The organism is Phaeodactylibacter xiamenensis (assembly GCF_000759025.1).
Lineage (GTDB): Bacteria > Bacteroidota > Bacteroidia > Chitinophagales > Saprospiraceae > Phaeodactylibacter > Phaeodactylibacter xiamenensis.
Genome location: NZ_JPOS01000082.1, coordinates 227,443 through 241,874 on the forward strand (window position 1 = coordinate 227,443; position 14,432 = coordinate 241,874).

The 14,432-nt window shown below is 51.3% G+C and carries 11 protein-coding genes; 3 read left to right on the forward strand and 8 right to left on the reverse strand.

Annotated elements, in window-relative coordinates; all coding sequences use genetic code 11:
* Positions 1 to 28 precede the first annotated feature (28 nt).
* Positions 29 to 1,111, reverse strand: coding sequence for a class II fructose-bisphosphate aldolase (gene fbaA / locus IX84_RS22785; RefSeq protein WP_044226264.1), 1,083 nt, complete (start codon positions 1,109 to 1,111; stop codon positions 29 to 31).
* Positions 1,112 to 1,220: 109 nt separating this feature from the next.
* A complete protein-coding gene (gene trxB, locus IX84_RS22790) occupies positions 1,221 to 2,165 on the reverse strand; it encodes a thioredoxin-disulfide reductase (RefSeq protein WP_044226266.1) in 945 nt (314 codons plus the stop codon).
* 232 nt (positions 2,166 to 2,397) lie between these two features.
* Between trxB and IX84_RS22795 the strand changes: the two genes are divergently transcribed.
* A complete protein-coding gene (locus IX84_RS22795; RefSeq protein ID WP_044226268.1) occupies positions 2,398 to 3,963 on the forward strand; it encodes an ArnT family glycosyltransferase in 1,566 nt (521 codons plus the stop codon).
* A 46-nt stretch (positions 3,964 to 4,009) separates the two neighbouring features.
* Here IX84_RS22795 and IX84_RS22800 read toward each other — a convergent pair whose 3' ends face one another.
* The 6 genes from IX84_RS22800 to IX84_RS22825 form a co-directional block, all read right to left on the reverse strand.
* Positions 4,010 to 4,780: a YdcF family protein gene (locus IX84_RS22800; RefSeq protein WP_044226271.1), complete on the reverse strand. Its 771-nt coding sequence runs from the start codon at positions 4,778 to 4,780 to the stop codon at positions 4,010 to 4,012.
* A 4-nt stretch (positions 4,781 to 4,784) separates the two neighbouring features.
* Positions 4,785 to 5,429, reverse strand: coding sequence for a rhomboid family intramembrane serine protease (locus IX84_RS22805; protein WP_044226273.1), 645 nt, complete (start codon positions 5,427 to 5,429; stop codon positions 4,785 to 4,787).
* An 11-nt stretch (positions 5,430 to 5,440) separates the two neighbouring features.
* Positions 5,441 to 5,914 carry a 23S rRNA (pseudouridine(1915)-N(3))-methyltransferase RlmH gene (rlmH, locus tag IX84_RS22810; RefSeq protein WP_044226275.1) on the reverse strand — a complete coding sequence of 158 codons (474 nt, stop codon included), beginning with the start codon at positions 5,912 to 5,914 and terminating at the stop codon, positions 5,441 to 5,443.
* A gap of 16 nt (positions 5,915 to 5,930) precedes the next feature.
* Positions 5,931 to 7,619, reverse strand: a complete 1,689-nt coding sequence (locus tag IX84_RS22815; RefSeq protein WP_044226276.1) for a hypothetical protein — start codon at positions 7,617 to 7,619, stop codon at positions 5,931 to 5,933.
* Between the two features lie 96 nt (positions 7,620 to 7,715).
* Positions 7,716 to 8,534 carry a DUF6265 family protein gene (locus IX84_RS22820; protein ID WP_044226279.1) on the reverse strand — a complete coding sequence of 273 codons (819 nt, stop codon included), beginning with the start codon at positions 8,532 to 8,534 and terminating at the stop codon, positions 7,716 to 7,718.
* Between the two features lie 79 nt (positions 8,535 to 8,613).
* Positions 8,614 to 9,162, reverse strand: coding sequence for an RNA polymerase sigma factor (locus tag IX84_RS22825; RefSeq protein WP_044226365.1), 549 nt, complete (start codon positions 9,160 to 9,162; stop codon positions 8,614 to 8,616).
* Positions 9,163 to 9,332: 170 nt separating this feature from the next.
* Here IX84_RS22825 and IX84_RS22830 point away from each other — a divergent pair, with 170 nt between their 5' ends.
* Both IX84_RS22830 and IX84_RS22835 read left to right on the forward strand, forming a co-directional pair.
* Positions 9,333 to 13,205 (forward strand): T9SS C-terminal target domain-containing protein, encoded by a 3,873-nt coding sequence (locus IX84_RS22830; RefSeq protein WP_044226282.1) that lies wholly within the window; start codon positions 9,333 to 9,335, stop codon positions 13,203 to 13,205.
* Positions 13,206 to 13,254: 49 nt separating this feature from the next.
* Complete coding sequence (locus tag IX84_RS22835) at positions 13,255 to 14,352, forward strand: C1 family peptidase (protein WP_044226284.1); 1,098 nt, start codon at positions 13,255 to 13,257, stop codon at positions 14,350 to 14,352.
* Positions 14,353 to 14,432: the final 80 nt, after the last annotated feature.

Below are 14,432 nucleotides of genomic sequence, written 5' to 3' on the forward strand. Positions count from 1 at the left end.
AACATACCTGTTTAAGGTTGTCTTTCGCTTACTTATTCTGATCGATGCAGTTCAGGTCTTCAAATGCCTGCTTCAGGCGGGTTTTGAAGCTTTCTTCAGCCGCACGCAGCCATTTCCGGGGATCGTAGAACTTCTTGTTCGGTACATCATCACCATCCGGGTTGCCAATTTGAGCCTGCAGATAGTCATGGTGCTTCTGATCATAGTTGCGGATGCCGTCCCAGAAGGCCCACTGCAAATCGGTATCGATATTCATCTTGATGGCTCCGTATTCGATAGCTTCACGGATTTCTTCGCGGGAAGAACCGGAACCACCGTGGAATACGAAGTTGATAGGGTTATCTCCTGTACCAAATTTCTCCTTCACATACTCCTGCGAGTTCTTAAGGATAATTGGCTTCAGTTCTACGTTGCCGGGTTTGTAAACGCCATGCACGTTACCGAAAGCAGCGGCAATAGTGAAGCGCTCGCTGATCTTATTCAGTGCTTCGTAAGCAAAGGCGACCTCTTCCGGCTGTGTGTAGAGGCGAGAGCTGTCGACATCTGTGTTGTCCACACCATCTTCTTCTCCACCGGTAACACCGAGCTCAATTTCCAGCGTCATGCCGATTTTGCTCATGCGCTCGTGGTACTTCGCGCAGATTTCCACGTTTTCTTCGAGGCTCTCCTCAGAAAGGTCGAGCATGTGAGAACTGTAGAGCGGATAGCCGCGATCTTTATAGAATTTCTCTCCGGCTTCCACCAACCCGTCAATCCAGGGCAGGAGTTTTTTCGCGCAGTGGTCGGTGTGCAGAATGACGGTCACACCATAAGCCTGTGCCATTGTGTGCACATGCATTGCCCCGGAGATTCCTCCCAGGATGGCAGCGCGCTCCCCTTTATTGGAGAGGCCTTTGCCGGCTACAAAGCTGGCACCACCATTAGAGAATTGGACGATAACAGGGGAATTGACCTCCCGGGCAGTTTCGAGTACTGCATTAATGGAGTTGGTGCCTACCACGTTGACGGCTGGCAGTGCGAAATTGTTTTCGTTTGCATAGTTTAGCAATTCGGTAACCTCGTCACCGTGAAGTACACCCGGGCGAAAGCGGGTTGCGGTTGCAGTTGACATATTATTGGGTTCGGTTTTGAAAAATTAATGGCTATATCACCGAGGCGGTAATATAGCCATTTTCTATGTTTTGGGCGAGCATCGCCCCCCTTTTGGAGCGGGAATTGATTTAAATCACCCCTTCTTCGGTCAAATAGCGCTCTGCATCAAGGGCAGCCATGCAACCGGTACCCGCCGCAGTCACGGCCTGACGGTACACGTTATCCTGCGCGTCACCGCTGGCAAAGACGCCTTTAATATTCGTCCTGGTGGTCTTGCCCTGCGTCACGATGTAGCCGGTATCATCCATATCCAGCCAGTCTTTGAAGATGTCTGTATTGGGCTTGTGCCCGATAGCTACGAAGAAGCCTTTAACCGGGATGACAGACGTTTCCTTGGTTTGGTTGTTGATCACGCGAACGCCTTCCACTTCCTCTTCGCCAAGGATTTCCTCGGTTTCTGTATTCCAGTGGATTTCGATATTTTCGGTGTTCATCACACGCTCCTGCATGATTTTAGAAGCCCGCAGCTCGTCCCGGCGCACGAGCATGTGCACTTTCGGGCTGAGCTTGGAAAGGTATAAAGCTTCCTCTGCAGCCGTATCTCCGCCACCAACGATGGCAGTTTCCATACCGCGGAAGAAGAACCCGTCGCATACGGCGCAGGCAGATACACCTTTATTGGTCAGCCGTTTTTCAGACTCCAGCCCCAGCCATTTGGCGCTGGCTCCTGTGGAGATGATAATGCTGTTGGCGTGGATTTCCTGACCGGATTCTGTCCAGGCTTTATGTACCGGCCCGGTAAAGTCCACCTTGCTAATCAGCTCATAACGTACATCAGTGCCAAAACGCTCCGCCTGCTTACGGAAGTCCTCCATCATCTGCGGGCCCATGATGCCTTCGGGATAGCCGGGGTAGTTTTCCACGTCAGTGGTAATCATGAGCTGGCCGCCTGGCTCTGGCCCGGTATACAGTACGGGGGACATGTTGGCACGCGCAGCATAAACGGCAGCGGTGTAGCCCGCAGGGCCTGAGCCAATGATGAGGCATTTTACTTGTTGGATATCTTCTGCCATCGTGGTTTTTCTTTGTAGTTTTTTATAATCCGGGCAAAAATAAAAAGTTTGGGCAAAGTGGTCTGTAATTACCGTCACAGTTTCATGCCCGACTTTCTTTTGTACCGATTTAGAAACGCTTCCACACTGCTCCCGGTTGAGTCTTTTTCATCTTGCTATTGTCAAAGAGAATCCGGGCGTACATTAGCGGGAAAAAAAATGGCATCTTTGCGGGCGTATCAAAACCGTTAGCATGGCCGTATCATCACTGGAAAGACGCCTGATGGGATGGGCAGCAGGGCTTATGCTCCTGAGCTTGTTTGTGAACCTGGGCGTACAGCCGGTTTACCTCGAAGAACCTCGCCGGGCATTGATTGCTATGGAGATGCAAGAGAATGGGAACTATATTGTCCCGCGGCAGTTGGGAGACTTTTATTACAAAAAGCCACCTGTATTTAACTGGCTGATTATCGGCAGTGCTGCGCTATTTGGTGAATACAACCGGTGGGCATTGCGCCTGCCTACGGTTTTGTCCCTGATGTTTACCCTGCTGCTTTTGTATCAGATAGGGCGCAGGCACCTCAGTGCAGGTTTTGCCAGGCTCTGGGCGTTGTCCTACGTTTTTTGCGGTGCCATCTATTTTTACTTTTCCATGCTGGGAGAAATTGACATTTTCTACAGCCTGATTACCCTGGGCAGTATGCTGGCGTTTTTCCACTACGAGCAGAAGGAGCGCTGGAGCCTGATGTTTGCCGTGAGCTACGGGCTGGCCGCTGTGGGTTTGCTGACCAAGGGGCTGCCCTCTATTCCTTTTCTGGGGCTGACCGTTTTATCCTGGCTGATTTACCAAAAGCGCTGGCGGCTGCTCTTTTCCTGGCAGCACCTGCTGGGAATCATGGTTTTTGTGGGCATTGCCGGGGGCTACCTTGCCCTTTATAATCAGTACAACAGCCTGGACAATTATCTGGCGGACCTCTTTTCCGAATCTGTGGGGCGCACTGCCGTTCAAAACAGCCTGGGGCGCACGATGGAGCATTTGTTCACTTTCCCACTTGATACCTTGAAGGACACCTTGCCCATGAGCTTGCTACTGCTGCTCTTCTCCACGCACCGGGGCATATGGAGACAAATCAGAGCACAGCCTTTACTGGCTTTCTCTGTTGTTGTGTTCCTGGCGAATTTTGTGGTCTACTGGCTGGCACCCGGCGCCAAGCAGCGCTACATTTATATGTTGTATCCTTTACTGTTGTCCGTGGGCATCTATGCGTGGCAGGAGCGGGGTGCATTGGCCCGGTGGCGGGAACGTACCTTTCGGGTTATCGTAGGCATACTGTTGGTGGTGCTATCACTTGGCGCAATTGCCCTGAATATTGTCCCCGCGTTTGACTTTTTGCCCGGGCGTGTATGGATCACCGGCCTGGGCGCTCTTGTATTTGCCGGTCTGGCTTTTTTGCATTTCAGAAAGCCGGCCCTGGCGCTTAACTGGCTGCTGTTTGGGCTGGTTGCCGGGCGCTTTCTCTTCGCGTTTGCTATTCTTCCGCAGCGGGCGCACGAGAGCGCCGGGCAGTTCAATACAGACCTGGCTCACGAAATACAAGCCATTGCGGGTGAGGCGCCACTGTATATGTATCAGGACGGCCGTATTTCCTACACTGTGATTTACGAACTCAACCGCCTGCGCGGCAAAACAGTGCATTTTAATAAGGATTTGGAGCCGGGCAGTTTTATGATGGTGCCTGAAGGTGAATTCCCGGCTTACGAGCCGCTGTTGGAAATCCCCTTTCACGACGGAGATTTTGTACTGATTCAGGTGAAGTAGGGGAGTAGGTTGGTAATCAGACAATTAAGAAGCAACCTCTCTACGTTTAATTGTAGCCTTTAATTCGGTAAGCGAGTATGCCCACCCACTCCTTGATGATTAGTTCCCACAAGTAAAAAGTCCGGGCGCTGGGCAGTATGAGCTGCTCGGGCGAAGGAGCCCATTCTTCCGTCAGGTAATCTACGGCGAAGGGCGTCACTTCCAATCCTACCTGTTTAAAGCAGGCGTTGGCCCGGGGCATATGCCAGGCGGAAGTGAGGAGCAGAAAAGGGCCTTGCAGTTGCTGTTCTTCGATCAATGCCTTCGAAAAGGCTGCATTTTCATATGTATTTCGGCTTTGGTCCTCCACGATGATATCCCTGCGTGGTACGCCCATGGTTTCTAAAAAAGCGACCACCTCGCTGGCTTCCGGCGGGTTCCTTTTGGTAATGGAGCCCTGTCCGCCGGTCAGCAACAGCTTCTGAACCTTTCCTTTTTTGTACAGCTCCAGCGCGTTGACAAAACGATTGGCGCGTTCACTGAGGTTATGTCGGTCATGGGCAGGGCGTATGTTGAGGTTGGAATAGCCACCGAGGAGGATGCCCAGGGCGTAGGGCTTTTCAATCTTATCAGCCGTTAAAGTTTCCGGCTCCCAGGCGCTGATTACCATATTGAAAATGAACCCGTTGGAGAACAACAGCAGCAGCACAAGGGCAAACATCACATACCGGCGCTTCCGTTTGGGCCTGGCAGAAAACCAGCTCAAAAATAGCAATCCTGCCACCCAGGTGATGGGCTTGAGGAGGAAAACCAGCACTTTGGACAGGATAAAAAACATGATTTTAGAAGTTTGGCATTCTTGGGCCTTCCATCAACCGTTCCCAGAACATCATAAGCAGTTCCGGTTGGGTCAGCGCGGCAAGAAGAATCATGAAGGTAACTCCGTAGACCGCGCCCCAAAGGTGGGCATCGTGCGCAATAAGGTCCTCGCCATGCTTCGACATGTAAGAGGAATACCAAAGGTAACCTACCGCCAGAATGACACCCGGGACCGGAGGAAAGATGAACCAGTTCCAGGGATCGAACAAAATATAGGCCATCACCAGTGCCGAAGTTGCCCCGGAGGCACCGACCGCAGAGTAACCGTGGTTGTCCTGATGCTTGAAATAAGACGGAATATCTGATACTACGATCGCCGAAAGGTAGAAAAACAGAAAGACGATGCGCCCAATAGCTGGCGAAAAGAGCCATTGCGTGAAAATCTGCTCCAGAATATCCCCAAACAGGTAAAGCACATACATATTGATGGCCAGGTGGCCCCAGCTTGCATGGATAAACCCGCTGGTAAGAAAACGGGACATCTGGCCAAATTCCTTAATGGAAGCCGGATGAAAGGCAGATTTGTAAAATAGCTCCCGGTTGTTGAACGCCTGATAGGAAATCAGAGCGGTTATACCAATCAGGATAATCGTCAGGCTAATACTCATAGTTGTGGTTTCTAGTCGTTATGATAAGGCTCATTGTTGAGGATGGTCATGGCGCGGTAGATTTGCTCTGCCATAAACAACCGGATCATCTGATGAGAAAACGTCATGTCCGAAAGCGAAATTTTGTAGTCGGCTCTTTCGTAGAGCGCTGGCGAAAAACCAAAGGCACCTCCAATGAGGAAAATGATGCGCCGGTGGCTCAGCTGCAACTTGTGGTTGATGAATTCAGCAAAGGCGCTTGAGGTCATTCGCTTGCCGCGCTCATCCAGCAGGACCAGATAATCACCGGACTGTAAAGCTTTGAGCACGGTTTCGCCTTCTTTGTCCTTCAGCTGTACCGGGCTTAGCTTACCTGCTTTTTTAACGTCAGGCAGGATGTTGAACTCAAACTTCAGGTAGTGTTTCAACCGTTTGGTGTATATTTCAATACCGGTTCCCAGGTAGCGTTCATTGGTTTTTCCAATCGCCCACAGTTCTACTTTCATGTCGGGAAATTAGGAATTATTCTTCAAATGCAGATAATTCAGCAGTAAGGGTGTGGCGTTCGGGGTATTGTTCCCGCAGTTCCTGTGCCAGTTCTGACACAAACTTTTGAGCGTTGAGGGACTGCAGGTGCAGCAGGGCCAGTGCAATACGCCGGGCCGTCTTGGGCCCTACATAGTGCCGGGCGTACTCGTGGAGGAGTTGGCGGTACAGCTGTTTTACCCGTTCGGGGAAACGGGAGAGCAGGGTTTCATCTACTTCGCTGAGCAGATCGAGGGACTGCACCTCTTCTGTGTAAGCCATCAGTATCGCCCACTGTTCCTCGGCAAGCAATAAGCCGGCGAGGGTATCGCGCAGCTCAGCGCTGTAGGGGCGCTGCCGCAGCTGAGCCAGGGTATTTTCAAAAAGGGCAGGTCGTTCCGTCTTTGGCGTGGCTTCCCGGGCTTTTTTATAGAGCTGTAGGTCAAGCTTCCGGAAAAATTGCAGGAGGGCATAGGTTTTGATGCTGTTCAGATCTGCTTCTGCTTCCGCCAGTTGGAGGAGCAATGCTTCCAGCTGGTCCTTATAATTTTCGGGCAGGTCCAGCCGCAGCCCGATCTGCGCCAGTGCTTTTTCCCGGGGGCGGTTGTTCTGCCGCTGTGCCTGTTTAATGGCGAATTCCAGTATGTCAGGGGAGGTGAGGTGGGCTTCTATCAGCTTACGGGCTTTTTCTACTCTGTTGAGTTGTTCCAGAACAGCAATTTGCAACAGGATATAATCTGCCCCTGCCCCGTTTGTTTCTTCTTCCTGACTTGCCCGTTCTTCCAGCGTTCCGAGCAGGGCCTCTAATTGAGAAGACTCTTGTGCGGTTTTAAGCATCAGCTTGAAAAAGTATCTGTCCAGTTGGTTGCTTTGGTAGGTGCGCTTGGGGTACTCGCGTTGGCAATCAGCCCATAGCCGGCGCAGCAACTGTGGGGCAGGAGAACGCTCAACGAGCTCAAGGAGGTAGTCGAAAGCGCCTACCACCCGGGCCCTGACGTGTTCCCGCTGCTGCTGTATTTTGGACAAGACAGGGCTGATTTTCTCAATTATACTCAGTGCGATATCTGCCAGTTCCACCAGATTTCCTGCGTCCAGGTGTTGTTCCATTTGCTGATGCAGCTCATCAAGTACTTTACTTAGGCGTTGGGCACCGCGCAGGGTAATCTGCCGGTCGGACTTGCGCACCGCATTAATGGTGGTATCCAGTAGCTGTAAGTATTTTTCCTTACTATTGAGGTTGGAAACAGATGAGGCAAAGCGGGCTTTCAGAGCAATCGCAAAATTACGGTTGGTGCGTGCGTACTCCCGCACAAAGCCAATCAGTTCTGCGGGGTTTACCTGATCGAGTACCACTCCGGTCGTCAGACGGCGGGGGGTATCTGTGGCCTTTTTCTTTTGCTCGCGTTTTTCCTTTTGCTGTTGTTGCCTTTGGCGCACCTGCAGTAAAGTACCGGTCAGATGCCCGCAGATACCTGATTTCTTAAAGGTGCCGCATTCACAAGTACCAGCGGAAACTTTTTGGCCGGAGAGTTGAACTTCCACCTCAAAGCCTTCAGACTGCGCGATCCAAAGTTGCTTTTCCACTTCGTGGAGCCCTTCCACTGCACCGTCTTCCAGCAAGGCTTCTCCTTCCAGGAGCGCTGACTCAGGCACTTCATTCTCTAGCTTGCGCAGTAAAAAATTCATATCCTTGGGCTCGCTTCGTGTTGGGCAGTGGTGTGCCAGTGGACAAAAGTGTATCCATTATAATGAGCACAAACGGATATAGTTCGTAAGAAACGTTTATTGAAGCTGAATTTTATACCAGGACCGGACTTGCTGCTTGCGGTTGAGCAGCCCCGGAGCGGCAGCCGCATCTTTTTGCTCATATATGAGCGTCAGGCGGTTGTTTTTGCTTCGGGTGAGGGTGACCTGCTGAGGGATGCTCTCCGAATGGCTTTCAAAAACGGCGGTGTTGGGCGTAGCGTATTGCAGGGCAAAACGGACTTGCTGATCCTTGCGGAAATCTGTCGAAAAATATAGCGTTTCACCGTCCTGGAAAATACGAATGCGCTCAGTTACTTCGCCCTGCGTAATCTGCCCTTCGATAGCATGATCGCCAATTTTCTTCCACTGTATAGCCGGATGAGCTTTGGAATTCTGTGGTTGCCATTCTCCCTCCATCCAGTCGAAGCGGCTGAGGGATTCGAGTGCCGTGGAGGCTGAACGGTTTTTGGCGAGTACGAGCCTGCGGTCGGCTGGCCCTTCGTTAATCGGGTGCTGCCGTTGCTGTTCGGCTTGCTGAGCGTATAGGGTCTGCCGCAGTTCTTCAGCGGCTTCTATGTCATCAGCCTGCAGGCGTTCGGAGGCCAGGGGCTGAGGGCTTTGATTGAGCAGCCGGGTTGGTTTTTCACCTACCGCTATGGAAATCAGGATGGCGACTACCGCCAAAAGCAGGACGGCTGCTGCCATCGAGATTGTACGAAGCGTCGACAGGCGGTTGCGGCTGCGGTGCCCGTCGAGGCGGCGTTCCAGCTTGTCCCAGGCCCGCGGGGACGGAGCGGAGTCGAACAGGTGCTGATTGTCCTGAAATATGGAAAAGAGGTCTTTTTTATTGGCCATGGTCTGCCATGTTTTTACAGGGTTAATCTAAAGTTGAACATGATCTGCCAGTTCAGGCAAATCAAAAAAGCCGGGCGGTTCATTTATTGAATTTCTGAAGCCCGGGGTAGCCAAAATCTTCAAGCATATCCTGCATTTTCTTTTTGGCCAGTATAAGCTGTGACTTCGAAGTATTGATGCTAATGCCCAGCATGTCAGCAATTTCCCGGTGCTTATAGCCTTCCAGTACGTACAGGTTGAATACCGTGCGGTAACCAGTGGGCAGCTTGCTCAGCAGCCCCAGGATGTCTTCTGCTGCCATCCGGTTGATCACATTGGTGGTGGTCGGCTGATCCACTTCGCTGATTTCCAGCGTCAGGCGGAAATTGTGCCGCTTGCGTAAAAACATGAGCGATTCGTTCACCACAATCCGCCGGATCCAGCCTTCAAAGCTGCCACTGCCTTTGTATTGGTGCAGGTTGGTCAGTACTTTGTAAAAGGCTTCCACCAGGACATCCTCTGCATCTTCCGGAGACTTGACATAGCGCTTGCAAACACCGTACATCACCGTAGAATAACGGTCGTACAGGGTTTTCTGCGCGCGCCGGTCGTTTTGCCGACAAGCTTCAATCAAGTCTTCCTCTGTCACAAACTGATATTTTCGATTCACAACTTTCATCACATTAGAGCAGATGCAAAAGATAAGTTTTTTGGTGTACAGCTGTGCTGTTTTTCAGACAATAGCTTCCAATTTGCCTCCTTTTGCTTCGGTAGCCGGGAATTCTGCCTTATCTTTTTGCACTTAAACCAGCTCTTGTCATGATGTGGAACCCGTTGCTTCGCTTTGGTCTGCTTTTTTCCTTCCTGCTGTTGTGCCTGCCTACTGCTTTGCAGGCCACGCATATCGTAGGGGGAGAAATGAATTACACCTGTCTGGGCAATGATGAATACGAAATCACGCTGACCATTTTCCGGGATTGCTACAATGGCAACCCCAATGCCTGGTTTGATAATCCGGCTTCTATTGGTGTCTTCAATGAGGATAATGTACTGTTGGAGGAGATCCTGCTCCCCCTGATGAACAACGATACCCTTAACCCGGTGCTGACGAGCGAATGCCTGGTTGTTCCGCCGGATGTCTGCGTGCATACTACAACTTACCGAACCATTGTGACGCTGCCGCCCATTCCCGGAGGGTATCAGCTGGCGTACCAAAGGTGCTGCCGGAACGAAACCATTGTCAATATTGTAGATCCCCTTGACACCGGGGCAACCTACGGCGTAACGATTTCTGAAGCGGCTTTGGAGGCCTGTAATAGCAATCCCAAATTTAAGGAATGGCCGCCCATTTATATTTGTGTGAATGAGCCCATCGTCTTCGATCAGTCGGCCATTGACCAGGATGGCGATTCCATCGTATACCGGCTTTGTACCCCTCTGACCGGTGCCACGCCCGATATTCCTCAACCTCAGCCCCCGAACAATCCGCCCTACGATGAAATACAATGGATCGATCCGCCCTACAACGTCGATAATATGCTGAACGGCTCGCCGGGCGGAGCGCCATTAAGCATCAACCCTCAAACCGGCCTGCTTACCGGGTTTCCGGTCACACAGGGGCAGTTTGTGGTAGGCATTTGCGTGGAAGAGTACCGGGATGGCGTTCTGATTTCCACAACGCGCCGGGATTTTCAGTACAATATAGGGCTCTGTGGAGAAGCCAATGCCGCCTTTACGGCTCCCGAGGTGCAATGCGGCAGCCTCACTGTCAACTTTGATAATCAGAGCGATGGTTCCGGCAACTACCTTTGGCTGTTCAATGACCCCGGCAACCCCGGAGCATCCTCCGCTATGACGGACCCGGTGTATACCTTTTCGGATACCGGGCAGTATACGGTCATGCTGATCGTTGCGCCCGGTGAAGTGTGCGAGGATACCGCTTTTCAGGAGATTCACCTGAAGCCCAATACCCTGGTGCCTGATTTTGAATTATCAATAGACGGTTGCAGTGATGTGGCGGCGTTGCAGGTACAGGACAATAGCGGGGATACCTTGTACGATATCGCTTCCTGGAACTGGACGGTAACCCCGGGCGGGCTTACAAGTGAAGCCCCTTCGCCCGTTTTTACGATTGAAGAAGCCGGAACTTACACAGTTTTACTTACGCTGACTTCCACAGAAGGCTGTACGGACACCCTCAGCCAAACGATAGATGTGGAGCTGCTGAGCAATGCGCTGACGGCTGTACAATTTAGTCAGTGCCCGGGGGGCAGCACTGCGCTCAATCCAGATTTCAACACTGCCTACACCTATTCCTGGGGCAACCATCCGGATATCGAAGATCCCAGCCAGCCCAATCCAGTCGTTCAGCCTTTGGAAACCACGGCTTATGCGGTGACGGTATCAGATGTAGCAGGCAACTGTAGCTTAGAAACGGAAGTCCTGGTGGAAGTGGCCCCTGCCTTGAACCCCAGTCTTCTTCCGGACACTACCATTTGCGTTCCGGACATCACCCTGCAGGCCAGTGATCCTAATGCTATATTCTACAGCTGGTACGCAGATGCAGCGCTGACTGAACCGCTTGGGGGGGAAGACACGCTGCAGGTCAGTCCGATGGGCGCTGCTGTGTACTATGTTTTGGTCAGGGATGCACTCGGCTGTACTGCCGTAGATTCCGTAACAGTGACCGGGAACGCGATAGACGTCATTACAACTAGTCAGAGCGGGATTTGCCCGGGTGCGCTTGGGGCAGCGGCTGTCATCAATCAGGACCTTACAGATACGCTGACTTATCTATGGGCGCCTGATTCTCTTCTTGTTTTTGGGAATGACAATTCCACTGTTTTTATAGCTCCTCCTGCCCCCGGTGGTTATGGGCTAACGGTTAGCCTGGAGAATCAATTTGGATGCACCCTGGTGGATAGTGTGCATTTGATTCAGATTGATACTTTACCTCAGGATAGTTTTCAGGTGGTACAGCAGTGCAGTGGGTTCACCGTACAGTTCAGCAGTACGAGTGTGAATGCGCCGTTTTATGACTGGTACTTCGGCGATCCTGACAATCCCGGTGCCGTGGGGCAGGGGAGTGCCGTGAGCTATACTTACCCTGGGCCAGGCACTTACGAAGTTATGACGATCCTGGATAATTTTAGTGCTTGTCCGGATACTATCATTCAGCAAGTCGAGGTGACTGCGCCACAGATCACCCCTGACTTTACTTATGGCATCACTGCCTGTACAGATTCTGTAACGGTGCAATTTTCGGATGTGTCTGTCAATACGCAAAGCGACATTATCGACTGGGCGTGGGACTTCGGTAACGGTACACAGGATACCGGGCCAAACCCTGAATCCACGTTCACTGCCTCTGGTATATACGAGGTACAGTTGGCTATTACTTCAAGTGATGGCTGTGTGGATGAAATCACTCAACCGGTTGCTATTAATATTCCAGACCCCATGCTTCCTGATACTCTACAAGGTTGCCCGGGCGTAGCTTTAAACCTCAATCCTAATCCGCTCCCGGGATATACCTACATATGGTCGCCGGCTACCGGCTTGAGTGATGAAAATAGCCCAAATCCTGCGGCTACCTTGGATACCCCTCAAACTTATTCAGTGGTCATGGCGGAAACTGACGGCAACTGTGCTTTTGAGCGGGAGATCGTCGTTGAGGTGGCCCCGCCTATAGCCTATACGCTGAGCAATGACACACTGATTTGCGAGGGTAGCCTGACGCTTTCAGCCTTTAGCGCACAAGCGGCAAGTTATACCTGGTCGGATGAAGGGGACTTCAGTGTGGAACTAAGTAACAATCCCAGCTTCACCGTTAACCCTTCCGGGCTGCGGACCTTTTACGTTGCCATCAAGGATAGCCTGGGGTGCTTTGTGCAGGACAGCGTTCAGGTGGAGGGTAGCAACATTCTGGTGTTCACGGATGCGACTGTGGGCATTTGCGAAGGTGATACGGCCACGCTCGAAGTTGTCGAGCTGGCACCGGGCCAAAACCTGTTTTACGAATGGCTGCCCGATGAAAATATCCTGAATGGGCAGGGCACTTCCACCGTGACGGCTGATGCAGGAACTGGAAGCAATTATGAAGTCTGGATTACCAACGAACGCGGTTGTGTAAAAACGCTCTCCATAGCGGTTTCTGTGGCTTCCACAGTACCTCCACTAGACGTATCGGCTGCTCCCGATACTATATTCGAACCCCAGTTGGTACAATTGCTGGCCACACAGGACCCCGATTACACTTACGAATGGCTGCCCCCAAACGGGCTGAGCAATCCCGGGGTGTTCAATCCACAGGTCTTTGTGGACACTTCACGAACCTTTACAGTGCGAGTTACAGATGGCAATGGTTGTTCGAATGAAGAAACGGTACAAATCTTCTGGCTTTCAGAATGTCTGCCTCCCTATATTTTTGTGCCCAATGCCTTCACACCGGATGGGGATGGGTTGAATGACCGCCTGCAGGTGAAAGGTGGGACTATTGACGAGCTCTACTTCGCCATCTATGACCGCTGGGGAGAAAAGGTGTACGAAACGGCTGACCCACAGCATGACGGTTGGGACGGCACCTTCCGAAACCGGGAACTTCCGGCTGATGTCTATGGGTATTACCTGGAAGTCCGGTGTTTTAACCAGGAATCTTACCAAACCAAAGGAAATATTACCTTATTGCGATAATTTTTTAACCCGGCCTGGATTACAGTGCCAAACAAAACACAATAGCACCATGAAACAATGGATGTTAGGGGCAGTAATTTTTTTGCTGTCAGCCCCTGTATTCGGACAGTACGAATTTACGGTTGAGAAAGAACTGAAATGTACAGATGTGAAGAACCAGCAACGCACCGGTACCTGCTGGAGTTTTTCTACCATTTCTTTTATCGAAGCAGAATTAATGCGCCTGGGAAAGGGTGACTATGACCTTTCTGAAATGTATATGGTCCGCAATATTTACAAGGACAAAGCCCGCAACTATGTTTTGCGGCAGGGCAAAGCCAACTTCAGTCAGGGCAGCCTGAACCATGATGTGATGCGTGCCCTGGAAATGGCCGGCGCAGTACCGGAGTCCGTCTATTCGGGTTTGAAGGAGGGCGACCGCTACCATGACCATAGCGAAATGGAAGCCGCACTGAAAGGATTTTTGGACGGTGTACTGGAAAGTAAACGCCCCAGCGAAAAGTGGCCAGGGGCCTTTGAAGCCATCATCGATCAGTATATGGGCGCTGTACCTGAGTCGTTCTCTTATAATGGCAAGACTCACACACCGGAATCCTTCAAAAAAGCCCTGCCAATTAATCCGGATGACTACGTTTCGCTGACTTCCTTTGCCCACCACCCATTCTACGAGACCTTCATTCTGGAGATTCCTGATAATTATTCCAATGGCAGCTACTTTAATGTGCCGCTCGATGAACTACAGGCGATTACTGATTATGCGCTTAGCAATGGGTACACCGTAGCCTGGGATGGAGATGTCAGTGAAAAGGGCTTTAGCGCTGGTGATGGCCTGGCTATACTGCCTGAAAATGAGCACAATGATGATAAATTCAAAAGCCCGGTGGATGAGGTAAAGGTGACTCAGGAAAACCGGCAGCAGGCTTTCGAAAACTTCTCTACTACCGATGACCACCTCATGCACCTTACAGGTCTGGCTAAAGACCAGAATGGGCAGACTTACTATATTACGAAAAACAGTTGGGGCGAGATTAGCGATTATGAAGGCTTTCTATACATGTCAGCTCCTTACTTCCGTATGAAAACGGTGGGCTTGATGGTACATAAAGATGCGATTCCAACGGATATTGCCAGCAAGCTGAAGCTGTAACCAATGTAGCCTCGTACCCGCGTGTGTGTCCACCCGGGTTCATAGGCAATAAGAACAGGTATAAACAAAAAAGCGCCAGA